Below are 24,645 nucleotides of genomic sequence, written 5' to 3' on the forward strand. Positions count from 1 at the left end.
TCTGGCAAACTCGACATTGATCCTGGTCTAAGGCCGCACGTTTGCGCTGCCTCAAACAACGTGCGCGCGAGCGTCGCAAGCTAGGGGGATGGAACGCAAAAAAATCCTGTTCGTGGCCGAGGCGGTCACATTGGCCCACGTAGGCCGTCCGTTGGCGCTGGCGCAGATGCTCGACCGCCAGCGCTACGACGTGCACTTCGCCTGCGCGCCGGGTTACGAACGGTTCTTGCAGGGTAGCCAGCTCAGCAACTGGCCGCTGACCAGCATCGCCAGCGCGCGCTTCCTGGCTGCGCTGGCGGCCGGCAAACCGGTGTACGACGCGCCGACGCTGGCGCAGTACGTGCTGGACGATATGCGCCTGTTGCAGGAGCTGCGGCCCGATGTGGTGGTCGGCGATTTCCGGCTGTCGTTGTCGGTCAGCGCGCGGCTGGTGAAGGTACCGTATGTCAGCGTCACCAACGCCTACTGGAGTCCCTACGTAACGCAGCGTTACCAGGTGCCGGCGATTGCGCTGGCGCGCGTGTTGCCGATACCGCTGGCCGACAGCTTGTTCAACCTGGTGCGGCCGCTGGCGTTTGCCTTGCACAGCCGGCCGCTGAATCAGGTGCGTCGCGCCTACCGCCTGCCGTCGCTGGGGCACGATCTGCGGCGCATCTACACCGACGCCGACTACGTGCTGTACGCCGATATTCCGGAGATGTTTCCGCCGAGTGATTTGCCGGCGTCACATAGCTACCTGGGGCCGGTGATGTGGTCGCCGCCCGGCGAGTTGCCGGCGTGGTGGGATGGCGTGTCCGGCATGCGCGACATCGTCTACGTCACGCTGGGGAGTTCGGGGCAGGGCGGCTTGCTGCCGCAAGTGCTGCAGGCGCTGGCGCCACTGCCGGTGACGGTGATCGCCGCCACCGCCGGCAACGTCGACGTCGGCGTGCTGCCGGACAACGCGCTGGTAGCGGACTACCTGCCCGGTGAACTGGCGGCGGCGCGTTCGCGGCTGGTGATCTGCAATGGCGGCAGCCCGACCAGCCAGCAAGCGCTGGCGGCCGGCGTGCCGGTGCTGGGCATCGCCGGCAACCTGGACCAATATCTGAACATGGATGGCGTGCTGCGCGCCGGCGCCGGTGCCTTGTTGCGCTCGGACCGTCTGGCGGAAGAGCCCTTGCGCGAGGCTGTACTGCAACTGCTGTCGCAGCCGGAGTCGCGCGAGGGCGCGGCGCGGGTGGCGCAGCAATTCCAGCGTTACGATGCCGGCGCGCGGCTGGCGGGTTGTCTGGCGCGCATCCTGCAAAGATAGAAAAAGCGGAGCGGTGCTGTTTGCCGCTCCGTTGTCAATACCGCTGCGGCGGTCAGCACTGCACTTTGCGGCGCGTGCCCAGCGCGAGGCCGGCAAAGCCCAGTCCGATCAGTGCTAGCGTGGCAGGTTCCGGAATCGTGGCGAAACTCTGCGACGAGTCGACCTTCAGGAATGGTACCGTGGTGGGGGTGGAGCCATCCCACATGGTGGTGGGGGTAAAGAACGACGGCACGTTGGTGGTGCCGGTAAATTTGTCGACAAAGATGGAGCCGGTCACTGCATCCAGGTACAGCGGATTCACATAGTCGAGCATGAAGCGCGAGTCGAACGAGCCGGTGCCGACCGCGCCGCTGGCGCTGAAGCTGGAGGCGTTGAATACCAGATGGCCGGACAGGATCAGGATGCCGTCGCCGTCGCCACCGGCGCCGCCGCAACCGGCCGAGGTGCTGCCAGCGCCGTAGCAGCGCACGGTGTTGGGGCCGTTGCCGGGAACGGCGCGGCTGCCGTCGGTGAGGTTATCGAGGTAGATGGCCATGTTCTGCACGCCGGCGTGCAGCGGATCGACATCCATCGCCGCCGACTGGGTGGGCGGCAGGCCGAAGTTGATGGTGGTGGCGCTTTGCGCCGTCACCAGTTCCTGAAAGCGGACCAGTTTGGTGATCTCATAAGTGGTGTTCAACCCTGCTGGCGTGACGATGGCGGGGATGTTGCTATTCGACATAGTCCCGACCATCATTTGTGAGCGTAGTTCGGTCAAGTAAGGCGCGGTGGCGCCGGGGCCGACGATGCGCCCGGGAATGAAGCCGCTGGACAGGCCGGTGTCGGTGACGTTGGTCCACAGGTCGGCATAGGTGGTGTAGTTGCCCGTGCCGGTCGGGTCCAGGCCCAGCGTGGGGCCGGCACTGGCGGTCAGTGGCGCCGCCAGCGCGCCGGCCAGGATGGCGATAGCCAGCGCGGGTTGATGGGTGTTCATGTGTTCTCCTTGAAAAGGGCCACGGAAATTGAGGCCGTAGGTAAAAAATTCAGCCGCAGCGATAGAAAAAGGCAGAAAAAAAGCGGGCCGGCGCTGTTCTGCCGATCCGCTGTCAATACCGCTGCTGCGGTCAGGACTGCACTTTGCGACGCGTGCCCAGCGCGAGGCCCGCAAAGCCCAGTCCGATCAGTGCCAGCGTGGCAGGTTCCGGAATCGAAGCGAAACTCTGCGACGAGTCGACCTTCAGGAATGGCACTGTGGTGGGGGTGGAGCCGTCCCACATGGTGGTGGGCGTGAAGAACGATGGCACGTTGGTGGTGCCGGTGATTTTGTCGATGAAGATCGAACCGGTGACCACGTCCAGGTACAGCGGATCGACATAGTCAATCATGAAGCGCGAGTCGAACGAGCCGGTACCGACCGCGCCGCTGGCGCTGAAGCTGGCTTCGTTGAACACCAGGTGGCCGGACAGGATCAGCAGGCCGTCGCCATCGCCGCCCGCGCCGCAACCGGCCGAGGTGACGCCGGCGCCATAGCAACGCACGGTGTTGGGGCCATTGCCGGGAACCGCGCGGCTGCCGTCGGTGATGTTATCGAGGTAGATGGCCAGGTTCTGCACGCCGGCGTGCAGCGGATCGACGTCCATCGCCGCCGATTGGCTCGGTGGCAGGCCGAAGTTGATGGTGGTGGGGGTTTGCGCCGTCACCAGTTCCTGGAAGCGCACCACTTTGCTGATTTCGAAAGTGCTGTTCAGCCCGGCCGGAGTGACGATGGCGGGGATGTTGCTGTTCGACATAGTACCGACCACCATTTGCGAGCGCAGTTCGGTCAGATAAGGCGCGGTGGCGCCAGGGCCGACGATGCGGCCGGGAATGAAGCCAGTGGCCAGGCCGGTATCGGTAACATTGGTCCACAGGTCGGCGTAGGTGCTATAGGCGCCCGAACCGGTCGGATCCAGGCCGAGCGTGGGGCCGGCGCTGGCGGTCAGTGGCGCCGCCAGCGCGCCGGCCAGGATGGCGACCGCCAGCGCGGGTTGATAGGTTTTCATGTGTGCTCCTCGAAAAGGGCCACGGGAATCGAGGCCGTATCGTATCAAGAGCAAAAGCCTTGCCAGTGGATGCAAATGCTGTGGAATCAAGCACTTGCGCGGCTTTAGGCAGCGTTGGCGGCGGCCGGTGTAAAAATATCCGTCAGGCCGCGTCTGGTGCGGATTTGAGCTTGCGCGCAGGGATGCCGCCCCAGATTTCGCCGGCGCCGATGCGGGTATTTTTGGTAACCACGGCGCCGGTTGAGACGATGGCGTTATCGCCGATCTGCACCCCGGCCATCACCACCGCCTTGGCGCCGATGGTGACGGTGTCGCCGATCTGGACCGGCAGCAGTTCCAGCCGCGCGCCTTCCACCACGTGGGCGAAGATGACGGCTTCGTGGCCGATGATGGTGTTGCTGCCGATGCATGTCAGCGGCGGATCGAGCAGGGCGCCGGCGCTGTAAGTGTTGGCGCCCAGCCGCGCGCCCAGCGCCAGGTAGATCAGGCGCTGGATCGGCACCGGGATGAAGTGGGTGCAGATCAGCGAGTTAAACAGCAGCAGGTAGAACAGGCTGTTGACGTTGGCCACCAGTTCGTCGCGCGAGTGCTCAACCACTTCGCCTTCCGGCAGCGGCAGCACCAGCAGGAACAGGCGGTAGACCAGAAAGGCGTACAGGTAAATCAGCAGCACCGCCGCCAGCACCAGCGTCACCCCGCGAAAGTCGCCCAGCGGCAGACGATCAACCACCAGCGCGGTGGTGCCGATGGCCAGCGCCAGGATCACCAGCAGCAGCCACAGGAACACCGCCACCTGGCAGAATTTGATGGCGCGCATCAGCCGCCTCCATGCACCGGCACCAGCAGTTCGCGCAGGGGCCGCCGCAATGAGCGCGCCGTGGCCGGCTGGCCGGCGCCGATGCGCGCCATGAACACGGCCGCTTCCCAGTCCTGCTGGCCGAGCAGCGCCGCGCCCGCGCGCGACAGCTCGACGGCTTTTTCCTGCATGCCGGCGGTGCCGGAAAACACGCGGTTCTCGCGCACGTAGCGGGAGAAAATCAGCGGCGTCATTTCCGGCTGCATCTGCAAGCCGAGCGCGGTGGCGGTCAGCCAGAAGCGTTGCATGGCGCGGCCGGCGGCGATATAGTCGTCCATGCGCTGCGGCCGCTGCACCGCCACCAGCACCAGGTGCGCGGCGCAGGCCAGCGACGGGATCAGGTCCATCTGCAGGCGCGGCGCCAGCGTGCCAGCCAGCCAGGTGTTGAAGAAGCGCACGCGCTGCCAGTCCTGCATCACCCAGCGCATCAGCTTGGTGGTCATCGGGTCGGCGCCCAGCGCCTGGTCGGGAATGCGGTCTTCGCTGTACTGGGCGTTCCACTCGATGATGGACTGATGCACGCGGTGCGCTTCCGGCATGGTCAGGCGCAGCTTGGCGTTGCGGAACATCAGACGGGCGGCCGCCACGCGCTGGCTGCCTTCCAGCCAGTGCACGCGATAGCCGTCCGGCAGCGCGGCGGTCAGCGTGGTTTTTTCGGTGACGGTCAGCGGACGCCGGCTCAGCGGGCGGCGCTGCACGGCGCGCGGCAGGATGGCGTCGGCCAGCGGATCGGCCGGCAGACCGGGCGAGGGCACGAATTCGACGCTGATGGTGGGCCGCGCTTCGGGCGTGTCCATGTTGCGCGCGGCGCGCATCTCCAGCCCGAAGGTGCTGGCGGCGATGGCCATGGTTTCCAGCAGCGCGCCGATCGACATCTGGCTGGGATGGCCGTCGAGGTCGTAGACGCAATGGTCGCGCGTGTCGTGGCCATGGATCACCAGCCGGCGATGGTCCAGCACTTCAAAGCGCCACGGCTGGGTGTTGTCGCCGCTGGGCGCCCAGCGCGCCAGGTCGAGGATCTGTTCGAGTGTGGCGTCCAGTTGCTGTTCCATCCTGTTCATGGTTCCCCTCCTGGCCGACGCCGTCGGGCCAGCATCATCATCAGCCGTTGTAGCGGATGGCGGTTGCCGCCGGGACGCCAGGTGCGCACCAGCTTGTTGCGGAAGGCGTCGAACTGGTAGCCCCACGGGGCCGGCCGTACGTCGCCGCGGTTGAGTAAAATCTTCAGCGCTTCGGTGGCAGCGGCGCCGGCGCACAATTCGCAGCCCATGATGGTGGACGGGCCGCGCTGCTCCTTCAGGTTGATGGCCGACGGATCGACCAGGTAGCCCCCGTGCAATCCGGCCGGCGCCAGCCCGACCAGGAAGCGCAGGGCTTTTTCCATGTCCGGCTTGTCGCCCCAGCCGAAGTAATCCTCGAACGTCATGTGGCCGGGCAGGAAGCTCAGCACGGCCGTACCCATGCCCAGCGGCGCCGCCGTCACGGACGGAATGCCGAGCCGGGCGCAGGCGGCAAAGGTGGCCTGGCGCGCGTCGAAGGCAAAGAAATCCAGGCCGTCCACATACAAGTCTACTCCTTCAAAGAAGCTGGCGAGGTTGTCCTGGCGGATGCCGTCGGGGAAACGCACCAGTTTCACTTCCGGATTGATATCCTGCGCCATCTCGGCCAGCACCTCGACCTTGGGCCGGCCCAGTGTGCCCATGGTGGCGCCGACCTGGCGGTTGAAGTTGGCGATGTCGAAGGTATCGAAATCGGCAATATGGAACGCGCCGATGCCCAGCCGCGCCAGCGTCAGCAAATGCACGCCGCCGACGCCGCCCATGCCGGCGATGGCGATGCGCTTGTTACGCAGCGTGGCCTGCTCGTCATTGGTGACCCAGCCGATGTTGCGCGCGAACGCCTGTTGGTAAATAAATTGATGTGCCATGCGTCTCCCATTTTCCAGTTGGACACATGGGGACGGTCGAAAGTTCCGCCGTGGATGAAAAAAGCCGGCTCCTGGGAGCCGGCCTGTGATCAGCAACAGCCGCCGCGCTTGCCCGCGCCGCCGTAGCGGGCCTCCTGCCGTTCGCGGAAGAATTCCTCGTACGTCATATAAGGCTCGCCCGGATGGGTGGTTTCCCGGTGCGTGACGTAGACGTCGTAATCAGGCAAGCCCATCATCAGGCGCATGCTTTGCCCGAGGTAGCGGCCGGCCTTGGCGATGTCGCCCAGCATCATGGCACCTGCGGCGTCAGCACCAGCGGGCTTTCGTTGGCGGTCGGCTTGCTGTTGGCGCGTGCCGCCAGCACGGTGCGGGCGCCGAAGATCAGCACGCTCAACACGACGATCACGAAGAAGCCGGCCAGCGAGGCATCCAGGTAATCGTTGAAGATCACCTGCTGCATCTGGGCGATCGACTTGGCCGGGGCCAGGATCTTGCCTTCATCCAGCGCCGCCTGGTACTTGGACGCGTGGGCCAGGAAGCCGACTTTCGGGTTGGCGGCGAAAATCTTCTGCCAGCCGGCCGTCAGCGTGCACAGCAGCAGCCAGATGGTCGGCACGATGGTGACCCAGGCGTACTGGCCGCGCTTCATCTTGTACAGCACGCAAGTGCCGAGGATCAGCGCGATCGCCGCCAGCATCTGGTTGGCGATGCCGAACAGCGGCCACAGCGTGTTGATGCCGCCCAGCGGATCGACCACGCCCTGGTACAGGAAGTAGCCCCAGGCCGCCACGCACAGGCCGGTGGCGACCAGGTTGGCGAAGGTGTTTTCGGTTTTCTTCATGGCCGGCACAAAGGCGCCCAGCAGATCCTGCAGCATGAAGCGGCCGGCGCGGGTGCCGGCATCGACGGCGGTCAGAATGAACAGCGCCTCGAACAGGATGGCGAAGTGGTACCAGAAGGCCATCATTTCGCGGCCGCCCAGCACGCCGGACAGGATGTGGGCCATGCCCACCGCCAAGGTCGGCGCGCCGCCAGCGCGCGAAATAATGCTGTGCTCGCCAACGTCCTTGGCGGTCTGGATCAGCATTTCCGGCGTGATGTAAAAGCCCATCTGCGACACCGCCTGCGCGGCCGACTCGGCGGTGGTGCCGAGCAGCGCGGCCGGCGAGTTCATGGCGAAGTAGACGCCCGGATCAATGGTAGAGGCCGCTACCAGCGCCATGATGGCGACGAACGATTCCATCAGCATCGCGCCATAGCCGATGAAGCGGGCGTGGCTTTCGTTCTCGATCATCTTGGGCGTGGTGCCGGACGAAATCAGCGCGTGGAAGCCGGACACGGCGCCGCAGGCGATGGTGATGAACAGGAAGGGGAACAGCGAACCCGACCACACCGGGCCGGTGCCGTCGATGAACTTGGTGAAGGCCGGCATCTGCAGGTGCGGCGCAACAATCAGGATGCCCAGCGCCAGGCCGACGATGGTGCCGATTTTCAGGAAGGTCGACAGGTAATCGCGCGGCGCCAGCAGCAGCCACACTGGCAGCACCGAAGCGACGAAACCGTAGCCGATCAGCATCCAGGTGAGCTCGGTGCCGGTGAAGGTGAACATCGGCGCCAGCGCCGCGTTTTCCTGCACATACTGACCGCCGAAGATGGCGCCCATCAGCAGGATGAAACCGATGATCGACACTTCGCCGATGCGGCCGACGCGGATGAACCGCGAGTACACGCCCATGAACAGCGCGATCGGGATCGTCGCCATCACGGTGAAGCTGCCCCAAGGCGAGCCGGTCAGTGCTTTCACCACGATCAGCGCCAGCACCGCCAGGATGATGACCATGATCATGAAGGTGCCCAGCAAGGCGATATTGCCGGGAATCGGCCCCAGCTCGGCCTTGATCAGGTCGCCCAGCGAACGGCCGTCGCGGCGCATCGAAATGAACAGCACGATGAAGTCCTGAACCGCGCCCGCAAACACTACGCCGGCCAGGATCCACAGCATGCCGGGCAGGTAGCCCATCTGCGCGGCCAGCACCGGGCCGACCAGCGGGCCGGCGCCGGCGATGGCGGCGAAGTGGTGGCCAAACAGCACGTATTTATTGGTGGGGACGTAGTCGAGGCCATCGTTGAGCTTGCCGGCCGGCGTCTGGCGGCGGGCGTTCAGGCCCAGTACCTTGTCGGCGATGTACAGGCTGTAGAAACGGTAGGCGATCAAATAGACGCAGACGGCGGCGATGACGATCCAGATCGCGCTGATCGACTCGCCGCGGTGCAGGGCGACGACGCCCAGCGCCGAAGCGCCGGCGAGGGCCATAGCGGCCCACCCCAGCTTGCTTGCCAGGGTAGTTGGTGCGGTACTCATGCTTCCTCCAAGGTTTGCTTTGCCGCTTTTTGCGGCTTATGACTAGTATTCATCAAGCTGATATCAGTAACAAGCGCACCAATACGCACGGCGGCTGCGTACAACTACGTAGGCTGATGGGCGGGCGGGGGCGTAGAATCCCGGCTACAAGAATAAGGAGGGACGGCTCGATGAAGTTGCGGCAGAAGGTGATTTTTTTGGCAATCACACCGCTGATTCTGGCGCTGTGCGCGATCGCGCTGGCGGTGCGGCATCAGTCGGTGCTGCTGGCCGAGCAGCAGCGCGCCACCATCCAGCAGGCTTACCTGAGCAGCAAGGAAGCCGAACTGAAGCATTACGTGGCGCTGGCTTCGCACTCGATTTCGCATCTGTACGAATCCGGCCGCGACGACGAAGCCACGCGCCAAGAGGCGATGCGCATCCTGTCCTCGCTCAGCTACGGCGACGACGGCTATTTCTTCCTCTACGATATGCAGGGCAACACGCTGATGCATCCACGCCAGCCGGAGCTGGTCGGCCAGAATCTGTACGGTCTGCGCGACGAGTACGGCCAGCTGACCATCCAGAATCTGCTGCAGCGGGCCCGCGCCGGTGGCGGGCTGGAGCGGTATATGTGGGTCAAGCCGTCTACCCATAAGCCGGTGGCCAAGCTCGGCTACGTGATCGCCATGCCGAAGTGGGGCTGGATGATGGGCACCGGGATTTATCTGGACGACGTCGACCAGGCGCTGGCCAAGATCGACGTCCAGCAGTCCGGCAACATCCACAACACCATGCTGTGGATTGCCGGCATCGCGATTGCCGCCGCGGTGGCGGTGGCCAGCTCCGGCCTGGCGCTGAATATCAGCGAACTGCGGGTGGCCGACGCCAAGCTCAAGGTGCTGGCGCAGCGGGTGGTGGAGTCGCAGGAAGAGGAGCGGGCGCGGCTGTCGCGCGATTTGCATGACGGCATCAGCCAGTGGCTGGTGTCGATCAAGCTGCAGATCGAGGCCGGGATCATCCGGCTGACCAGCGGCCAGCAGCCGGCGGCGCAGGCGGTGTTCGAGCACGCCGCCGACCAGCTCAGCAATGTGATGGCGGAGGTGCGCCGCATCTCGCACAATCTGCGTCCGGCCATCCTGGACGACATCGGCCTGGCCGCCGCGCTGCATCACCTGGGCCAGGAGTACACCCTGAGCAGCGGTACTCCGGTACACTTTGAAGCGTCCGGCTGCACCGACGCCTTGCCGGACGTCGCCAACACCGTGCTGTTCCGGCTGGCGCAGGAAGCGCTGACCAATATCGAGCGCCACGCCGGCGCCAGCCGCATCGACATCACGCTGGCCGGCGAGGCGCATGGCGTGTCGTTGCGCATTCGCGATGACGGCCACGGTTTCGACGCCGAAGGCATTGCCCTGCATCCGCAGCGCGGCATCGGCTTGCGTAATATGATGGAGCGGATGGACGCCATCGGCGGCCGGTTCGCAATCCAGTCCTCGACCGACGGCACGGTGGTTTCCGCCTATGCCGCTAACAACAGTCCTATGCTATGACGAATACGATCAAAATCCTGCTGGTAGACGACCATCCCCTGGTGCGCGACGGGCTGCGCGCGCGGCTGGAAGCGATGCCGCAGTTTGAAGTGGTGGCCGAGGCCGGCGGCGCGGCGGAGGCGCTGGAACAGGCAGCGCGCCATCCGGCTGACCTGGTGCTGATGGACATCAACATGCGCGGCGTCAACGGCATCGAGGCCACTGCGCTATTCAAGCAGGCGTTTCCGCAGATCGCGGTGCTGATTCTGTCGATGCACGACAAGCTGGAATACGTGTCGCAGGCGATCCAGGCCGGCGCGCGCGGTTACGTGCTCAAGGATGCGCCCGGCAAGGACATCGTGGTGGCGATCGAAACCGTGATGTCGGGCGGCATTTATTACAGCACCGCGCTGGCCCGCCAGCTGGCCCAGCCGCAAAACCAGGACAACCAGCTGACCTCGCGCGAACACGAGGTGCTGCGCCACATCGCCCATGGCGAGTCGAACAAGCAGATCGCCCGCGCGCTCGACCTCAGCGTGCGCACCGTGGAGACCCACCGCCTCAACATCAAGCGCAAGCTGGGCATTGAAGGGCAGGCCGAGCTGATCCGTTTCGCTGTGCAAAACGCCCAGTAAGCACTGTGGCAAAAAAGCCTACAAGGTGACGTGAAAACTTAAGCAATGGTCAACAGAGCGTGTTTGTACGGCAATATCTGCTATATTCCTGCACCGACTGCCGCACCGTCGATTGGTCTTATATTGGTAATATTGCTTATCACATTACTATCTTCATGGTATCTGATTGCTTAAAGTCAATTGTTGATCTAAGATGGGGCGGATAACCCTGATGAGATATTGATGTCTGCGCCTGAAATCAGCCCGTTTCCACTGGTGGAATTACATGCGGTATCCAACGCTCATAATGAGTGGGTGGCACTGCTGTTCGAGGTATCGCCCGAAGCCGGCGACGCCTTCCAGGCTACGTTGACGCTGCTGAAAACGCCCGACGTGTTTGCCGCCCTGGCGCCGCTGGAGTGCATCCTGCCGGTGCCGCAGCCGCACCTGCTTGAACAATCCCAGCTGGAGAACCTGCCAGCCAACCGCATCATCCTGCGCGTGCCGGCCGGCGCCTGCGCCGACGTCGCCGTGCAGCGCAAACTGGCCGGCTATGCCGACGCCGGTTACCGCATCATGGTCGACGGCGTGGCCGAAGGCTCGGCCGCCACTATGTGCAGCGCCCGTTCGCTGATGGTGGACGCGTCGCTGACGCTGCCGCCGATGCTGGCGCTAATCGCCCAGCCGGGTCCGCATCTGGCGACCGCCATGCACAGCGAAGAACGCATCGCCGACTGCGCCAAGGCCGGCTTCAGCTGGTTCGCCGGCGACTTCGCCCAGTACCCTTCACAAGACAACAACGCCGGCGACGGCACCTCGCGCAAGCGCCTGCTGGCGCTGCTGGGCCTGCTGGCGCGCGACGCCGATTCGCGCGAGCTGGAAGTGCTGCTGAAGCAAGACCCGGCGCTGGCCTACCATTTGCTCAAACTGGTGAACTCGGCTGCGTTCGCGCTGAGCTCGCCGATCCACAGCTTCGGCCAGGCCATCAACGTGCTGGGCCGTCGTCAGCTGCAGCGCTGGCTGCAATTGCTGCTGTACGCGCGCCAGCAGGACGACGGCTTGGCCAACCCGCTGCTGCCGCTGGCGGCGGTGCGGGCCGCGATGATGGAAGGGCTGGCCAAGGAACTGGGCTGGGACCGCGACCAGCAGGACATGGCCTTCGTGGCTGGCGTGTTCTCGCTGCTGGACGTGCTGCTGGCGATGCCGATGACCGAAATCGTCGCCGCTCTCAGCCTCGACCTCGACGTGGTGATGGCGCTGCTGGACCGCGCCGGCCCGCTGGGCGACCTGCTCAAGCTGGTGGAACAGCACGATGGCGCCAGCCTGGAACAGGCCGGCATTACCCACGAAGCTTATTGGGAAGCGCAGTTGCAGGCTTACCACTGGGCGATTCAGGTGAGCAGGAACATCTAACCCATGCTCGCGCAACCCGGCTCCGATTTCCTGACCAACAGCGCGGCCTTGTGCGACGCGGTGTTGCGCTTGCGCGGCACCGCTCTGACCGAAGAGCTGGGCCGCATCCTGCGTGCCGTGCTCAATAGTCCGCTGGGCGAATACATCCCGGCCGATGCCGCCGCGCTGTTGCTGCGTCCGCCGATCGAAGCGGTGCAGGCCGCCAATGACGACGCTGTGCCGAGCCTGAGCCAGGACCTGTACTTCGACCAGCATTTCTTCGGCCGCTTCGTGGTCTCCGGCCGCACCGCCTACAGCGATCTCGACCGTCAGCACCTGAGCAGCCTGGCCAGCCTGGCGGCCAGCGTGCTGCAAGTCCATTCGGTAGCCCAGCGCACCACCCACGCCTACGTGCAGGTGGAAGCGCAGTTGCAGCACCAGGCGCAGATCCTCGACCAGATCCACGAGTCGGTGCTGACCATGGACATGAACGGCTTCATCATCAGCTGGAACAAGGGCGCCGAACGGCTGTTCGGCTACACCGCGGTGGAAGCGGTGGGGCGCAACATCCTGTTCCTCTACGATGACGAAGACATGGGCTTCCACGACGCTTTCCTAGAGCAGGGCGGGCGGCTGATGGAGGTGCGGCGCAAAAAGAAGAGCGGCGAGGTGTTCTGGGCCAGCCTGTCGCTGTCGCCGCTGTGCGACATCAACGACCGCTCGATCGGCCTGATCGCCTACCTGACCGACATCACCGAACGCAAGATGGCCGAGGAGCGCATCCACCACCTGGCCTACTACGACGCCCTGACCGGCCTGCCGAACCGCACCCTGCTGACCAAGCTGGTCGACCAGGCGTTGATGGTCGCGCAACGCAACAAGGCGCACGGCTGCGTGCTGTTCATCGACCTCAACCGCTTCAAGCTGATCAACGACACGCTGGGCCGCCACATCGGCGACGCCCTGCTGGTCGAAGTAGCGCACCGTTTCCGCTCGGTGCTGCGCGACCAGGACCTGGTGGCGCGGCTGGGCGGCGACGAATTTGCGGTCGGCCTGTTCGACATCGGCCAGCACTTCGAAGCGAGCATGGTGGCGCAAAAACTGCTCGCCACGCTGAACGAACCGATCTTCATTGACGGCCACGACTTGCGCGTGGGCGGCAGCATCGGCATCAGCGTCTATCCGCAGGACGGCGCCGACGCCGAAACCCTGCTGCGGCTGGCCGACATCGCCATGTACCGCGCCAAGCAGGAGGGCGGGGCGGACGGCGACCACGTCGCCTTCTACAGCCAGGACATGAACCAGGGCATGCAGGAACGCATGCGCATCGAAACCGGCCTGCGCAACGCGCTCGGCAACGGCGAGCTGCTGCTGCACTACCAGCCCAAGTATTCCATCCCTGACGGCAAGATCATCGGCGCCGAAGCGCTGGTGCGCTGGCGCCATCCGGTGCGCGGCCTGGTGCCGCCGTCCGAATTCATCCCGCTGGCCGAAGCGACCGGGCTGGTGGTGCAGGTTGGCGAATGGGTGCTGGAAACCGCGTGCGCGCAGGCGCAGGTGTGGAAAGACGCCGGCCTGCCGCCGATCCGGCTGGCGGTAAATGTGTCGGCGCGCGAGTTCACGGCGGCGTTGCCGGGGCGCGTCAGCGAAACCTTAAAGCGCTACGGCCTGGAGCCGACGTGGCTGGAACTGGAAATCACCGAAAGCACGCTGATGCACAACATCGACCGCGTGATCGGCATCATGGACAGGATTACCGCGCTGGGCGTGACCTTGTCGCTGGATGATTTTGGTACCGGCTACTCGTCGCTGTCCTACCTGAAGCGCTTCCCGATCGACACCTTGAAGATCGACCGCTCGTTCACCATCGGCATTCCGGAAGACACCAATGACTGCGCGATTGCCAACACCATCATCAGCATCGCCCAGCAGCTCAAGCACAAAGTGATTGCGGAAGGTGTGGAGACCGAAGCGCAGCTGGCCTTCCTGAAGAATTCCGGCTGCGACGAAGTGCAGGGTTACCTGTTCTCCAAACCGCTGGAAGCGGAGGCGTTCGAGCGTGCTTTGCGGGAAAATTGGTTACCAAATAGCGCTTACCGGGCGGCGTAGGTGGTCTTGGCTGTAGAAATCTGTATAATGCTGCACACTTAGGAAGCGTGGCCGAGTGGTTGAAGGCAGCAGTCTTGAAAACTGCCGACGGTGTGAGCCGTTCGTGAGTTCGAATCTCACCGCTTCCGCCAGGAAAAAAAAGAAACCGCCCATGAGGCGGTTTTTTTTGTTTCCTGGCGGAAGCGAGCAAGGCCCCTGCGGGCCTTGCGTGTGAGATTCGAAGGGCATGGCCCTACCGGGCCATCCCGCTCCGAATCGCCCATTTGCTGGCGCCGTGCGCCAGCCTCGCGCGCCAAGGGCGCGCGTTCTTCCCCTAATCATCTTTCCACGGCTAAGCCTGGTCCAGTCGCCTGCACCCGGCCTGATCCACGCAGATACCCCATCGCAAAATCAATGCCGATATTGTCACTCTGTCTAATCAAACTCCCTCATCGTATAATCAGACGGGATCGCTAAAGGCGAGTCGCCCTGGACTGAAAACCACCTTCAAATGCAAACACTCCTCCGTTCGGCCCTGCTATGCCTGATTCTCGCGGTGTGCACCTGTAGAGCCGCAGCGGCGCCGGACGAAGCGGCCGCCGACAGCAAAACGGAACTTTCCCAACCTGTCATCGACCTGCTGCACACAAGCTGGACGGCACAAGAAGGTGCGCCGGCCGGGATCAGCGGCATCGCGCAGACCCCCGACGGCTGGATCTGGATTGGCAGTAATTCCGGCTTGTACAAATTCGACGGCGTACGCTTCCTTCGCATCACCGGGCGGCAGGGGCCGATGGCGTCGCACATTTCGAATATCGGCGTGCTCAAGGATGGCCGGCTTTGGGTCGGCTATGTCTACGGCGGTGTCAGCATTCAGGATGGCGACGGCATGCGCCACTTTCCCACAGGGCCTGGCGGATTGCCGACCACCCTGGTCTATGATGCCGCGCTCGACGCCTCGGGACGTCTTTGGCTGGCGACCGCTGCCGGCTCATTTTATTTCGACTCGCGCTGGCATCCAGCGCGCCTGTCGAGCGACATGCCCGACGGGCGGTGTACTCCTTCCTGCTCGACCGGCAAGGTACGTTCTGGGTGCGATCGCAAGCGGGAGTGTTCGCACTGCCTCAGGGGGCCAATCAGTTCGAGCGCAAGCTGCGCGTCGCTGAGCGCGGCATGTTGGCGCAACACCCGGACGGCAGCATATGGACGAACAGCGAGGGCAACGCCAACCTTCAACTGGTGAAAGGCCCTGACCAGGGCGCTGCCCTGAAATGGAACCCAACCCTGCTATATATCGCGTTCGGCTTCGACCGCGACGGGTATCGGTGGATCGCAACGGACGTTGGCGTGGTGCGCGCCGGACCGGCGGGGACCGATACCACAGACCACCGTACCGGATTTGATCACGGGCTAACCGGCAATATCGTGTCCGCGCTATTCGAAGACCGCGAACAGAATTTTTGGGTGGCGACCGAGAACGGTCTTGATCGCTTCAGGAAACCGCGTCTGCGTGCATTAACACTGCCGACGTACGCCTTGGCCAATGCCCGTCCGCTCGCCGGCGGACGAGACGGCAGCGCGTGGGTAGATCGTTTTTTAGTTGCCGCGCCCAACGCTGTCCCGCAGGAGTTTGCCGCCTACCATGGCCGCGGATTAACCGCGCTCTACCGCGCTCCAGACGGTACCTTATGGGGTGGCGGGAGCGGCGAGTTCTGGACGCGCGAATACGGCGAGCGGCGCAACATTCCCTTGCCCTCGGACATTCCCGGCAATACGAATATTTTTGCGCTCGCACGCGACGGCGCCGGCGCACTCTGGGTTAGTTTTGGCCGTCAGGGCTTGCGTAAGTGGGCTGACGGACAATGGTCCAAGCCGGAAGGCATCCCGAAGCCGTCGCCGCTGGCGACTGCGGTGGCCGACCCGCGTGGCAGACTCTGGTTAGGATTTGTCGGCGGTCAGCTGGCGCTGGTCGATGGTGGCGCAGTGAGGTCTTTCGGTCGCGAGGATGGCTTGGCGATCGGCACGGTTGCCCAGATTTTGCCATCGGGCGACAGTGCGTGGGTGGGCGGCGAGAATGGCCTCAGCTATTTTGACGGCAAACGTTTCGCTTCCGTGGTGGGCAAGGGCGGCGAGCCATTCCCCGGCATTACAGGCCTGGTCCGCGCGCGCGATGGTACGCTGTGGATCAATGGCAGTACCGGTGTTTCCAGCATTGCGCCAGCTGAACTACAGCGTGCGCTGCGCGAGCCTGGCTACCCGGTCCGCTTTGGCCGGCTGGACTACCGCGACGGTCTGCGGGGCACGGCAAGCGCCGTTCTGCCGTTGCCATCTGCCACGGTCAGCGACAACGGTACCTTATGGTTTTCGACCACGGCGGGAACGTACGGTTTTGTCCCGGGCACGCTGCCACGCAACGCGATGGCGCCGCCGGTTTTCATCACCAGCATCAGAACCGACCATGCCGCGTATGCGCCGGTGGGCGGTGTGCTGCTCCCCGCCGGTACCGAGACGCTTCGACTGGACTTCACGGCCTTGTCTTACCAGGCGCCGGAGCGCATGGAATTTCGTTACCAGCTGGACGGCGTCGACCGGACGTGGCGCGAAAACACAGGCGAGCGCGCGGCCAGCTATACGAATCTTGGTCCGGGGCGCTATCGTTTCCGCGTCATCGCCTCGAACAACGACGGGGTCTGGAATAACGAGGGGGCGTCGATCACCTTCGAGATTGCCGCGCGGCCGACCCAGACCGTGTGGTTTCGCGCTGCGTGTATCGTCCTCGGCCTGAGCATCTTGGTCAGCCTTTATTTTTGGCGCGTGCGTCAGCTGCGGCGAAGGTACAGCGAGAGAATGCGCGAGCGGTTGGGGGAACGGGAGCGCATCGCGCGCACCTTGCATGACAGTTTCCTGCAGAGTGTCCAGGCGTTGATGATGCAGTTTGGTCTGATCAAATGGGAGCTGCCGGTCGATCATCCGATGAGGCTGACCATCGATCGTGCCCTCGACACCGCCGACGACGTGCTGAGCGAAGGCCGCGAGCATATCCTGGCGCTCCGCCTCAACCACGAGCTGAGCGGCGACCTTGAGGCTGCGCTGTCTGGCCTGGGGCATATCCTAGCGCCACGCCACGGCGCCCGCTTCGTGTTGCAGGAGTCAGGCGAGCGGCGCCCGCTGCGGGCGGCCGCAGCGGCCGAGGCCTACGCCATCGGCCGGGAAGCCTTGCTCAACGCCTTCCGCCACGCGGGCAGCGACGAGGTGACGGTGGAATTGCGCTACACCGCCAGTCAGTTTTCGCTGCAGGTGAGGGATACCGGATGCGGCCTCAACGCCGAGGTCTATCTGCGTGGGCAGCGTCCGGGTCACTTTGGCCTCGTGGGCATGCGGGAACGGGCGCACGACGTCGGCGGCACGTTGGAGATCCGCAGCGAGACCGGCAAGGGCACCACCGTCACGTTACGCCTGCCGGCGGGATCTGCTTACGTCAGCAAGGTGGCTGACAAGTTGCTGAGTGCCCGCCACAGTTAATGGACCAACGGCACGGCAATGGTCGAGACGGCCACTGCGGTGTTGGCGAATGGTGCTTTCATCGCCTGGCCAAAAATCCCGCTTCGTGGAAGCGTTCGCCAATGAGCTGGTGCGTGGCTGGGTCGGGATGCAGTGCATCCGGCAATGGCAGGCGGGCGTTGTCGTCCGGGCCATAGAGTTGCGTGCCGTCGAGGTAGTGGATGTTGGAATCGGTCGCTTGCCGTTGCTGGACGATGACTTGCAACTGTTCACGGATGACGCGCAGCGTGAGCTTGCCCTGGCGGACTTCGCTTTGCTTGCCGACGGCGCGGAACAGCAGGCGGCCTTCGCCCAACGCGGCGGCGTCGAACAGGCAAGGGCCGGGCGTGTCTTCGTGGATCGGGCAGTACAGCGGCGAGATCACCAGCAGCGGCGTATTTGGATGGCCGTCACGGATGGTGTCCAGGAAGCCGTGCACTGCCGGCGCGAAAGCGCGCAGGCGCAGCAGGTCGGTGTTGACCAGGTTGATGCCGAGTTTCACGCTGATCAGGTCGGCCGGCAGGTCGCGCATGGTGCGGGCGGTGAACGGGTCCAGCAGGGCGTTGCCGCCGAGGCCGAGATTAAGCAGGTCGACGCCGGCCAGTCCGGCCGCCACCACCGGCCAGATGCCGGAAGGACTGGCGGCGTTCGAGCCCGCGCTGATGGAGCTGCCGTGGTGCAGCCACTTGCGCTTGCCGGTCGCGGTCAGCGGCTTGATGGCGGCGTTGGCGCGCAGGTCGACCAGTTCGGTGGTTTCGTCGTGCGGCAGCCAGATATCGATGGTTTTATCGCCGTCGGGCAGGTCGGCAAAGTGCAGCGTTTGCGTTGCGCCAGGTTCGATGGCGGAGGCGCCGGCGGCCAGATCGATTCTCATGGTTTTGCCGCCCGGTGCGCTGAGCTGGCGCGCCAGCTTGCCGTTAATGTGCAGGTCGTAGACCCCATCCGGCCGCGCCGCCATGCCGACATAGGCGCGCTTGGTCGGCAGCGTATCGAGTTCGATGGAGGTCGCCGCTGTCTGGAACGACAGGCGCACGCCGGACGGCTGCGATTCCGCCATCGCCAGTTGCGCATCGGGACATTGGGCGCGGGCCCAGGCGGGCAGGCGATGGGGCAGCAAGCCTGCTGCAGTGCGCTCGACTTTAACGGCGCCGTGGATGAGATTGATCATCCCGGGATTATTTCCGAGCACCTTTAGGTTTGTCAATTTCCGTTGCCGCCGGCGGCAGAGATGGCTGGGAGTAAATAACGATGGGTGCGGGACTCTTGGGAGTGGATTGAGACACCAGTAGTGTGGTTGCCGAGATCGTGATGGCGGCACTGGCAATGGAGATGGCGGCCACCCATTTGATGAGTTCGCCCTGGCTTTTGGTGATTTCGCTTTGGCTTCTGGTCACTTCGCTCACGACTTTTTGCAGATACGCTTCCGTTTGGGCCCGTTGGAGTTCGTTTTCTTTCTGTGCGGACTTTAATCCAGCCTCCAATGTTTGGTTGAGCTGCACGAAGCGAGCATCGGTCGCGAGTTGATGCGCATGGGCGTCGCCGTTCAGTCTTTCGATGACGGCCTGCAGCTTCGCATCAATGTAATCTTTGTCGGTGGTCTCCATCGCGCCATTTTGCGCGCGCGATCTGGCTTGTCAATGACAGCGCGCAATTGCGGTTTACATTGCCTATCGCTCATCAGCTACGTTATGTGCGCTCCCTAACATTCGGATGCTCGTCACGCATTTACTATGAATGTTGGAACCGACAGGCTATAGGATGCGACGACATGAATAACCACAGTGACATCAATATGACGCGCCGCAATGTACTGATTGCAGGCGCGATTTCAGCGACGGCGGCGACGGTGCCGTTGTCCGCAGCGGAAGCGCAGCCCGCCACGGCAAAGCCCGCTACCACGCCGCCGCCCACCCCGGCCAAATTCTCTTTTGAAGTCAACGGCAAGCAGCAGACGCTGGAAGTCGACACGCGCACCACGCTGCTCGATGCCCTGCGAGAACATCTGCATCTCACCGGCACCAAAAAAGGCTGCGATCATGGCCAGTGCGGCGCCTGTACGGTGCATGTGAATGGCCGCCGCATCAATTCCTGCCTGTCGCTGGCGGTGATGCACAACGGCGACAAGATCACCACCATCGAAGGTCTCGGCACGCCGAACCAGCTGCATCCGATGCAAGCGGCCTTCATCAAGCATGACGGCTACCAATGCGGCTACTGTACGCCGGGGCAGATCTGTTCCGCCGTCGCCGCGCTGGACGAAATCAAGCAAGGCATCCCGAGTCACGTCAGTGGCGACCTCAACGTCCGGCCGCTGCTGAATGAAGCCGAATTGCGCGAGCGTATGAGCGGCAATATCTGCCGATGTGGCGCCTACTCCAACATCATCGATGCGATCACCGAGGTGGCGGGGAGGACCGCATGAGGGCCTTTACTTACCAACGCGCGCAAACGCCGGCCGAAGCTGCCGCAGCGGCGCAACGCACACCTGGCGCACGCTTTATCGCCGGCGGCACCAATCTGCTGGACTTGATGAAGCTGGAGATTGAAACGCCGCAGCATCTGATCGATGTGAACGGCCTGGCGCTCGACAAGATCGAGCAGATTCAGGGCGGCGGCCTGCGCATCGGCGCGCTGGTGCGCAATACCGATCTGGCCGCAGACCAGCGCGTGCGACGCGATTACGCCGTGCTGTCGCGCGCCTTGCTGGCTGGCGCCTCCGCGCAGCTGCGCAACAAAGCCACCACGGCCGGCAATCTGTTGCAGCGCACGCGTTGCCCCTACTTCTACGACACCAATCAGCCGTGCAACAAGCGTCAACCGGGCAGCGGTTGTTCGGCAATTGGCGGCTACAGCCGCAATCACGCGATCCTCGGCGCCAGCGATGCCTGTATCGCCACCCATCCGAGCGATATGGCGGTGGCGATGCAGCTGCTGGACGCTACCGTGGAAACCGTCAAGCCGGATGGCGCCACCCGCACCATTCCCATCGCCGACTTCCACCGCTTGCCCGGCAATACGCCGCAGATCGAAACGGCGTTGATGCCAGGCGAACTGATCACCGCTGTCACATTGCCGAAGCCGCTGGGCGGCGTGCACGTCTACCGCAAGGTGCGCGATCGCTCGTCGTATGCGTTTGCGCTGATTTCCGTGGCGGCCGTGGTGCTGCCGGACGGCAGTGGCCGCGTGGCGCTGGGCGGTGTCGCCCACAAGCCGTGGCGTGTGCCGGGCGCCGACGCCAGCATGCCGCAAGGCGCCAAGGCGGTGTCCGAGCAGCTGCTGGCCGGCGCCAAACCGAGCGCCGAGAGCGCGTTCAAGGTCCCGCTGGTGCAGCGTACGCTGGCCTCGGTGCTGGCTGATGTGAAGAAAGGCTGAACAACATGAAATTTGTCACTCCCGCCACCACCAATCCCATCGATCAACTGAAGGTGATTGGTCACGCCACCGACCGCATCGATGGCCCGTACAAAACTACCGGCACTGCGCCGTATGCCCACGAGCACCAACAACCGAACGCCGCCTACGGTTACGTGGTTGGCGCCGGCATCGCCAAGGGCCGCATCACGTCCATCGATGTCAGCCAGGCCAAGCGCGCGTCGGGCGTGCTGGCAGTCATCACCGCCGACAACGCGGGCAAGCTGGGTAAGGGCAACTTCAACACCGCCAAGTTGTTGGGCGGCCCGGACATCCAGCACTATCACCAGGCGATTGCGCTGGTGGTGGCGGAGACCTTCGAGCAGGCCCGCGCCGCCGCGCAACTGGTCAATGTCCAGTACAGCCAGGAGAAAGGCTCGTACGACCTGGCCAAGGTCAAGGATAAAGCCAAGGAGCCGGACGACAAGGAAGCCAAGGACAAGAAAGTCGGCGATTTCAACGGCGCTTTCACCGCCGCCCCGGTCAAGCTGGACGCCACCTACACCACGCCCGACCAGTCGCACGCGATGATGGAGCCGCACGCCTCCATCGCCAGCTGGCAGGGCGACAAGCTGACGTTGTGGACTTCCAATCAGATGATCGACTGGGGCCGCAGCGATATGGCGAAAACGCTGGGCATCCCGAAAGACAATGTGCGGCTGGTGTCGCCGTACATCGGCGGCGGCTTTGGCGGCAAGCTGTTCCTGCGGTCGGAGTCGCTGCTGGCGGCGCTGGGCGCGAAGGCGGTGAAACGGCCGGTCAAGGTCGCGTTGCAACGTCCGCTGATGATCAATAACGCCACGCACCGTCCGGCCACCATCCAGCGCATTCGTATCGGCGCGACGCGCGAGGGCAAGATCAGCGCCATCGGGCACGAAAGCTGGTCCGGCGATCTGCCGGACGGCAAGCCGGAAACCGCTGTGCAACAAACCCAGTTGCTGTATGCCGGCCCTAACCGAATGACCAAGATGCGGCTGGCGGTGCTCGATCTGCCGGAAGGCAATGCGATGCGCGCGCCAGGCGAAGCGCCGGGTCTGATGGCGCTGGAAGTGGCCATGGATGAAATGGCCGAAAAGCTGAAGATGGACCCGATTACCTTCCGCATCATCAACGACACCACGGTCGATCCGGCCAAGCGTGATCGCAAGTTCTCGACGCGCCGCTTTGTCGATTGCCTGCGCACTGGCGCCCAGCGTTTTGGCTGGGACAAGCGCCAGGCGCAACCGGGCAAGGTGCGGGACGGCCGCTGGCTGGTCGGCATCGGCATGGCGTCGGCGTTCCGCAACAACATGGTGCAGAAGTCCGGCGCGCGCGTGCGGCTGGATAGCAAGGGCCTGGTCACGGTGGAAACCGATATGACCGACATCGGCACCGGCAGCTACACCATCATCGCGCAGACGGCGGCGGAAATGATGGGCGTGCCGCTGAACCAGGTGCAGGTCAAGCTGGGCGATTCGGACTTTCCGGTATCGGCCGGCTCGGGCGGGCAGTGGGGCGGTAACAGTTCGACGGCCGGTGTGTATGCGGCCTGCGTCAAGCTGCGCGAACTGGCGGCGCAAAAACTGGGCCTCGATCCGACGCTGGCCGAGTTTGCCAACGGTAATGTGCGCGCCGATGGCCGCTCCTTCCCACTGACGCAGGCTGCCGCTAACGGCGAACTGGTGGTCGAGGATACGATGGAATACGGCGACCTCGACAAGAAGTTCCAGCAGTCCACCTTCGGCGCGCATTTTGTCGAGGTGGGCGTGGATGCCGCCACCGGCGAAACCCGTATTCGTCGCATGCTGGCGGTGTGCGCGGCGGGCCGCATCCTCAATCCCAAAGCCGCGCGCAGCCAGGTGATTGGCGCTATGACTATGGGGGCGGGCGCGGCGCTGATGGAGGATCTGGTGATCGACCAGCGTGGCGGTTTCTTCGTCAACCACGACCTGGCCGGCTATGAAGTGCCGGTGCATGCGGATATTCCGCATCAGGAAGTGATCTTCCTGGACGAAACCGACCCTATCTCTTCACCGATGAAAGCCAAGGGCGTGGGCGAACTGGGCATTTGCGGCGTGGGGGCGGCGGTCGCGAACGCCATCTACAACGCCACCGGCGTGCGGGTGCGTGATTATCCGGTCACACTGGATAAACTCATCGCGAAAATGCCGGAAGTATGAGTTAGTGCTATCCTGTTTGGACGGTATGAACAAGGAGGATATATGCCTGCTTCTCACGACACCTATACGCGCACCCAAGGGTTGAAGAAAACCTACGAGGTGGAATATACGGCCCTGCGTTACAAGATATCCCTGGGCGATAAAGTGCTCAAGGATATCGAACTGGGCCTGCAGTCGGCCCCGGTCTACGATCCGGAAATTGCGTGGCGACACGCGGTGGCCGATATCGAAAACCTGCGTGGCATGACCGAGCAATAGTATTCAGCGGCAGCCGGGGCTCAGCTCCGGCCGTTCGCGCGCTTGCAATCCCATCAGATCCGGCCGGTCGTACGGGATGTAATTCATCCAGAACCACGGCAGGCAAGTCTTGCCATAGACGTACTCTATGGCAGGGAAGAACATATTGTTCGCGTTGGAGCTATTGCTCAGCATGACGATGCCGTTGCGCGACTGGCGGAAACCCAGCGCGATGTTGTTGGTGCCATCGTCTGCGCCTTCCTTGAAGAACGCCGGCCCCAGCGGCGAGTTGTACAGCGGCCAGCCGATGCCGATCGACAGGCCGCTGCCGCGCCATAAATCCGTATCGCCGGGCCAGTGCGAGGGAAACTGCTGAACGGAGACTATGGCCATCTGCGGCGACAGCATCTCCCTGTACGCGGCGGCCGACAGGCCTTCGCCGCGCAGCACGCCCGCCATAAAGGCGGCGTAATCTCTAATTGTTGTATCCATCGAACCGGCGGCGCGGGCGTCGCTGCGGCGCTTGTGCGGGATGACGCTGCCGTCTTTGCCGTAGTGTGTGGTTTCGCGCCCGGCCCAGCTGTCACGCCACACCATGCTGGTGTCGCGCATGCCAAAGCGGTCGAATACACGCTGCTGCATCAGCGTTTCCAGCGGGGTGCCGGTACGCTCTTCCACCACGATTTGCAGAATGTTCAAGCCTTCGCCGGAGTACACATAACGGCTGCCGGGCGGATATTTGAAGTCCAGCTTGTTGTTCTCGTTGATGTAGCGCCAGTTGAGCAAGCCACTGGTGTGGGTCAGCAGCATGCGCGGCGTCAGCAGCCGCCAGCGTGGATCGTCCTTCAAGTCGGCAAATTTGGGATAGTCGGGGAGCGGCTTTTTGAGCAGCGCGGGCAGCGGCGCGTCCAGCGTCAGCACGCCTTCGTCGACCAGCTGCATTACCGTGTAGGCGAATACGGCCTTGGTGAGCGAGGCGGCGTACATGACGGTGTCGGTCCGCAAGGGGTGCTGCTGGTCGACATTGGCATAGCCATAGGCGTGGGTGTAGGTGACTTTGCCGTCCTGGATCAGCGCCAGCGCCAGGCCGGGCACGTGTGCGGCGCTCATCAGGCGCTGGACTTCGGCGTCCAGTCCCGGCGGCGGGACCGGCGGCGAGGGTGGCGCTGCGCATCCTCCAAGCATCACAACGGCAATCAATGCAGCGTAGCGGGGCAGGGAGGAGCGGCGCAT

At 63.9% G+C, this 24,645-nt stretch carries 21 protein-coding genes and 1 tRNA gene; 12 read left to right on the forward strand and 10 right to left on the reverse strand.

The genetic code is table 11. The annotated features are described in order from the left end of the window. Nucleotides 1–88 precede the first annotated feature (88 nt). Nucleotides 89–1,294, forward strand: coding sequence for a glycosyltransferase (locus HH213_RS20460; RefSeq protein ID WP_169113457.1), 1,206 nt, complete (start codon nucleotides 89–91; stop codon nucleotides 1,292–1,294). Nucleotides 1,295–1,346: 52 nt separating this feature from the next. On the opposite strand, the gene HH213_RS20465 is transcribed toward HH213_RS20460, so the two are convergent. From HH213_RS20465 to HH213_RS20495, 7 genes are all read right to left on the reverse strand, one after another. After that, nucleotides 1,347–2,267, reverse strand: coding sequence for a PEP-CTERM sorting domain-containing protein (locus HH213_RS20465; RefSeq protein WP_169113458.1), 921 nt, complete (start codon nucleotides 2,265–2,267; stop codon nucleotides 1,347–1,349). Between the two features lie 130 nt (nucleotides 2,268–2,397). Continuing rightward, the gene (locus HH213_RS20470; protein ID WP_110849827.1) at nucleotides 2,398–3,315 is read right to left on the reverse strand and encodes a PEP-CTERM sorting domain-containing protein; all 918 of its coding nucleotides are present in this window, start codon (nucleotides 3,313–3,315) and stop codon (nucleotides 2,398–2,400) included. A 142-nt stretch (nucleotides 3,316–3,457) separates the two neighbouring features. Further along, nucleotides 3,458–4,132, reverse strand: coding sequence for a DapH/DapD/GlmU-related protein (locus tag HH213_RS20475; protein WP_169113459.1), 675 nt, complete (start codon nucleotides 4,130–4,132; stop codon nucleotides 3,458–3,460). Continuing rightward, nucleotides 4,132–5,232 carry a nitroreductase family protein gene (locus tag HH213_RS20480; protein ID WP_169113460.1) on the reverse strand — a complete coding sequence of 367 codons (1,101 nt, stop codon included), beginning with the start codon at nucleotides 5,230–5,232 and terminating at the stop codon, nucleotides 4,132–4,134. Before HH213_RS20480 ends, HH213_RS20475 begins: the two co-directional genes overlap by 1 nt. Further along, on the reverse strand, nucleotides 5,229–6,098 hold the full coding sequence (locus tag HH213_RS20485; RefSeq protein WP_169113461.1) for a ThiF family adenylyltransferase: 870 nt from the start codon (nucleotides 6,096–6,098) through the stop codon (nucleotides 5,229–5,231). The genes HH213_RS20480 and HH213_RS20485 overlap by 4 nt, the downstream gene beginning before the upstream one ends. Before the next feature lie 89 nt (nucleotides 6,099–6,187). Then, nucleotides 6,188–6,388 carry a YbdD/YjiX family protein gene (locus HH213_RS20490; RefSeq protein ID WP_110849929.1) on the reverse strand — a complete coding sequence of 67 codons (201 nt, stop codon included), beginning with the start codon at nucleotides 6,386–6,388 and terminating at the stop codon, nucleotides 6,188–6,190. Continuing rightward, entirely contained in the window at nucleotides 6,388–8,460 is a 2,073-nt protein-coding gene (locus HH213_RS20495; RefSeq protein WP_169113462.1) for a carbon starvation CstA family protein, read from the reverse strand. The genes HH213_RS20490 and HH213_RS20495 overlap by 1 nt, the downstream gene beginning before the upstream one ends. 170 nt (nucleotides 8,461–8,630) lie before the next feature. Between HH213_RS20495 and HH213_RS20500 the strand changes: the two genes are divergently transcribed. The 7 genes from HH213_RS20500 (at nucleotide 8,631) to HH213_RS20530 (ending at nucleotide 17,587) form a co-directional block, all read left to right on the forward strand. Next, nucleotides 8,631–9,992, forward strand: a complete 1,362-nt coding sequence (locus HH213_RS20500; protein ID WP_169113463.1) for a cache domain-containing protein — start codon at nucleotides 8,631–8,633, stop codon at nucleotides 9,990–9,992. Further along, nucleotides 9,989–10,606 (forward strand): response regulator, encoded by a 618-nt coding sequence (locus tag HH213_RS20505; protein WP_110849821.1) that lies wholly within the window; start codon nucleotides 9,989–9,991, stop codon nucleotides 10,604–10,606. Before HH213_RS20500 ends, HH213_RS20505 begins: the two co-directional genes overlap by 4 nt. Nucleotides 10,607–10,828: 222 nt before the next feature. After that, nucleotides 10,829–11,998 (forward strand): EAL and HDOD domain-containing protein, encoded by a 1,170-nt coding sequence (locus HH213_RS20510; RefSeq protein WP_110849820.1) that lies wholly within the window; start codon nucleotides 10,829–10,831, stop codon nucleotides 11,996–11,998. 3 nt (nucleotides 11,999–12,001) lie between these two features. Continuing rightward, the gene (locus HH213_RS20515; protein ID WP_169113464.1) at nucleotides 12,002–14,086 is read left to right on the forward strand and encodes a putative bifunctional diguanylate cyclase/phosphodiesterase; all 2,085 of its coding nucleotides are present in this window, start codon (nucleotides 12,002–12,004) and stop codon (nucleotides 14,084–14,086) included. A 41-nt stretch (nucleotides 14,087–14,127) separates the two neighbouring features. Then, nucleotides 14,128–14,217, forward strand: a tRNA-Ser gene (locus HH213_RS20520). 359 nt (nucleotides 14,218–14,576) lie between these two features. Beyond that, a complete protein-coding gene (locus HH213_RS20525; protein WP_169113465.1) occupies nucleotides 14,577–15,308 on the forward strand; it encodes a hypothetical protein in 732 nt (243 codons plus the stop codon). Continuing rightward, nucleotides 15,239–17,587 (forward strand): sensor histidine kinase, encoded by a 2,349-nt coding sequence (locus HH213_RS20530; protein ID WP_169113466.1) that lies wholly within the window; start codon nucleotides 15,239–15,241, stop codon nucleotides 17,585–17,587. The genes HH213_RS20525 and HH213_RS20530 overlap by 70 nt, the downstream gene beginning before the upstream one ends. A 58-nt stretch (nucleotides 17,588–17,645) precedes the next feature. Here HH213_RS20530 and HH213_RS20535 read toward each other — a convergent pair whose 3' ends face one another. Together HH213_RS20535 and HH213_RS20540 are read right to left on the reverse strand one after the other, a co-directional pair. Then, nucleotides 17,646–18,773, reverse strand: a complete 1,128-nt coding sequence (locus tag HH213_RS20535) for an SGNH/GDSL hydrolase family protein (protein WP_169113467.1) — start codon at nucleotides 18,771–18,773, stop codon at nucleotides 17,646–17,648. A 7-nt stretch (nucleotides 18,774–18,780) separates the two neighbouring features. Next, the gene (locus tag HH213_RS20540) at nucleotides 18,781–19,209 is read right to left on the reverse strand and encodes a hypothetical protein (protein WP_110848647.1); all 429 of its coding nucleotides are present in this window, start codon (nucleotides 19,207–19,209) and stop codon (nucleotides 18,781–18,783) included. Between the two features lie 164 nt (nucleotides 19,210–19,373). Between HH213_RS20540 and paoA the strand changes: the two genes are divergently transcribed. Genes paoA through HH213_RS20560 form a run of 4 tightly spaced genes read left to right on the forward strand, consistent with a single transcriptional unit; the run spans nucleotide 19,374 to nucleotide 23,433 of the window. Then, a complete protein-coding gene (gene paoA, locus HH213_RS20545; protein ID WP_110848646.1) occupies nucleotides 19,374–20,027 on the forward strand; it encodes an aldehyde dehydrogenase iron-sulfur subunit PaoA in 654 nt (217 codons plus the stop codon). Continuing rightward, nucleotides 20,024–20,977, forward strand: a complete 954-nt coding sequence (locus HH213_RS20550; protein ID WP_169113468.1) for an FAD binding domain-containing protein — start codon at nucleotides 20,024–20,026, stop codon at nucleotides 20,975–20,977. Before paoA ends, HH213_RS20550 begins: the two co-directional genes overlap by 4 nt. Nucleotides 20,978–20,982: 5 nt before the next feature. Continuing rightward, complete coding sequence (gene paoC / locus HH213_RS20555) at nucleotides 20,983–23,175, forward strand: aldehyde oxidoreductase molybdenum-binding subunit PaoC (RefSeq protein WP_169113469.1); 2,193 nt, start codon at nucleotides 20,983–20,985, stop codon at nucleotides 23,173–23,175. A 42-nt stretch (nucleotides 23,176–23,217) separates the two neighbouring features. After that, nucleotides 23,218–23,433, forward strand: a complete 216-nt coding sequence (locus HH213_RS20560; RefSeq protein ID WP_110848643.1) for a hypothetical protein — start codon at nucleotides 23,218–23,220, stop codon at nucleotides 23,431–23,433. 3 nt (nucleotides 23,434–23,436) lie between these two features. Here HH213_RS20560 and HH213_RS20565 read toward each other — a convergent pair whose 3' ends face one another. After that, on the reverse strand, nucleotides 23,437–24,645 hold the full coding sequence (locus HH213_RS20565) for a serine hydrolase domain-containing protein (protein ID WP_169113470.1): 1,209 nt from the start codon (nucleotides 24,643–24,645) through the stop codon (nucleotides 23,437–23,439).

The sequence above is a fragment of the Duganella dendranthematis genome, assembly GCF_012849375.1.
Lineage (GTDB): Bacteria > Pseudomonadota > Gammaproteobacteria > Burkholderiales > Burkholderiaceae_D > Rugamonas > Rugamonas dendranthematis.

Coding starts and splice junctions, on each gene's coding strand:
- HH213_RS20460 (WP_169113457.1), top strand. CDS start 89: ATGGAACGCAAAAAAATCCTGTTCGTGGCCGAGGCGGTCACATTGGCC.
- HH213_RS20465 (WP_169113458.1), bottom strand. CDS start 2,267: ATGAACACCCATCAACCCGCGCTGGCTATCGCCATCCTGGCCGGCGCG.
- HH213_RS20470 (WP_110849827.1), bottom strand. CDS start 3,315: ATGAAAACCTATCAACCCGCGCTGGCGGTCGCCATCCTGGCCGGCGCG.
- HH213_RS20475 (WP_169113459.1), bottom strand. CDS start 4,132: ATGCGCGCCATCAAATTCTGCCAGGTGGCGGTGTTCCTGTGGCTGCTG.
- HH213_RS20480 (WP_169113460.1), bottom strand. CDS start 5,232: ATGAACAGGATGGAACAGCAACTGGACGCCACACTCGAACAGATCCTC.
- HH213_RS20485 (WP_169113461.1), bottom strand. CDS start 6,098: ATGGCACATCAATTTATTTACCAACAGGCGTTCGCGCGCAACATCGGC.
- HH213_RS20490 (WP_110849929.1), bottom strand. CDS start 6,388: ATGCTGGGCGACATCGCCAAGGCCGGCCGCTACCTCGGGCAAAGCATG.
- HH213_RS20495 (WP_169113462.1), bottom strand. CDS start 8,460: ATGAGTACCGCACCAACTACCCTGGCAAGCAAGCTGGGGTGGGCCGCT.
- HH213_RS20500 (WP_169113463.1), top strand. CDS start 8,631: ATGAAGTTGCGGCAGAAGGTGATTTTTTTGGCAATCACACCGCTGATT.
- HH213_RS20505 (WP_110849821.1), top strand. CDS start 9,989: ATGACGAATACGATCAAAATCCTGCTGGTAGACGACCATCCCCTGGTG.
- HH213_RS20510 (WP_110849820.1), top strand. CDS start 10,829: ATGTCTGCGCCTGAAATCAGCCCGTTTCCACTGGTGGAATTACATGCG.
- HH213_RS20515 (WP_169113464.1), top strand. CDS start 12,002: ATGCTCGCGCAACCCGGCTCCGATTTCCTGACCAACAGCGCGGCCTTG.
- HH213_RS20525 (WP_169113465.1), top strand. CDS start 14,577: ATGCAAACACTCCTCCGTTCGGCCCTGCTATGCCTGATTCTCGCGGTG.
- HH213_RS20530 (WP_169113466.1), top strand. CDS start 15,239: ATGTTGGCGCAACACCCGGACGGCAGCATATGGACGAACAGCGAGGGC.
- HH213_RS20535 (WP_169113467.1), bottom strand. CDS start 18,773: ATGATCAATCTCATCCACGGCGCCGTTAAAGTCGAGCGCACTGCAGCA.
- HH213_RS20540 (WP_110848647.1), bottom strand. CDS start 19,209: ATGGAGACCACCGACAAAGATTACATTGATGCGAAGCTGCAGGCCGTC.
- paoA (WP_110848646.1), top strand. CDS start 19,374: ATGAATAACCACAGTGACATCAATATGACGCGCCGCAATGTACTGATT.
- HH213_RS20550 (WP_169113468.1), top strand. CDS start 20,024: ATGAGGGCCTTTACTTACCAACGCGCGCAAACGCCGGCCGAAGCTGCC.
- paoC (WP_169113469.1), top strand. CDS start 20,983: ATGAAATTTGTCACTCCCGCCACCACCAATCCCATCGATCAACTGAAG.
- HH213_RS20560 (WP_110848643.1), top strand. CDS start 23,218: ATGCCTGCTTCTCACGACACCTATACGCGCACCCAAGGGTTGAAGAAA.
- HH213_RS20565 (WP_169113470.1), bottom strand. CDS start 24,645: ATGCGCCGCTCCTCCCTGCCCCGCTACGCTGCATTGATTGCCGTTGTG.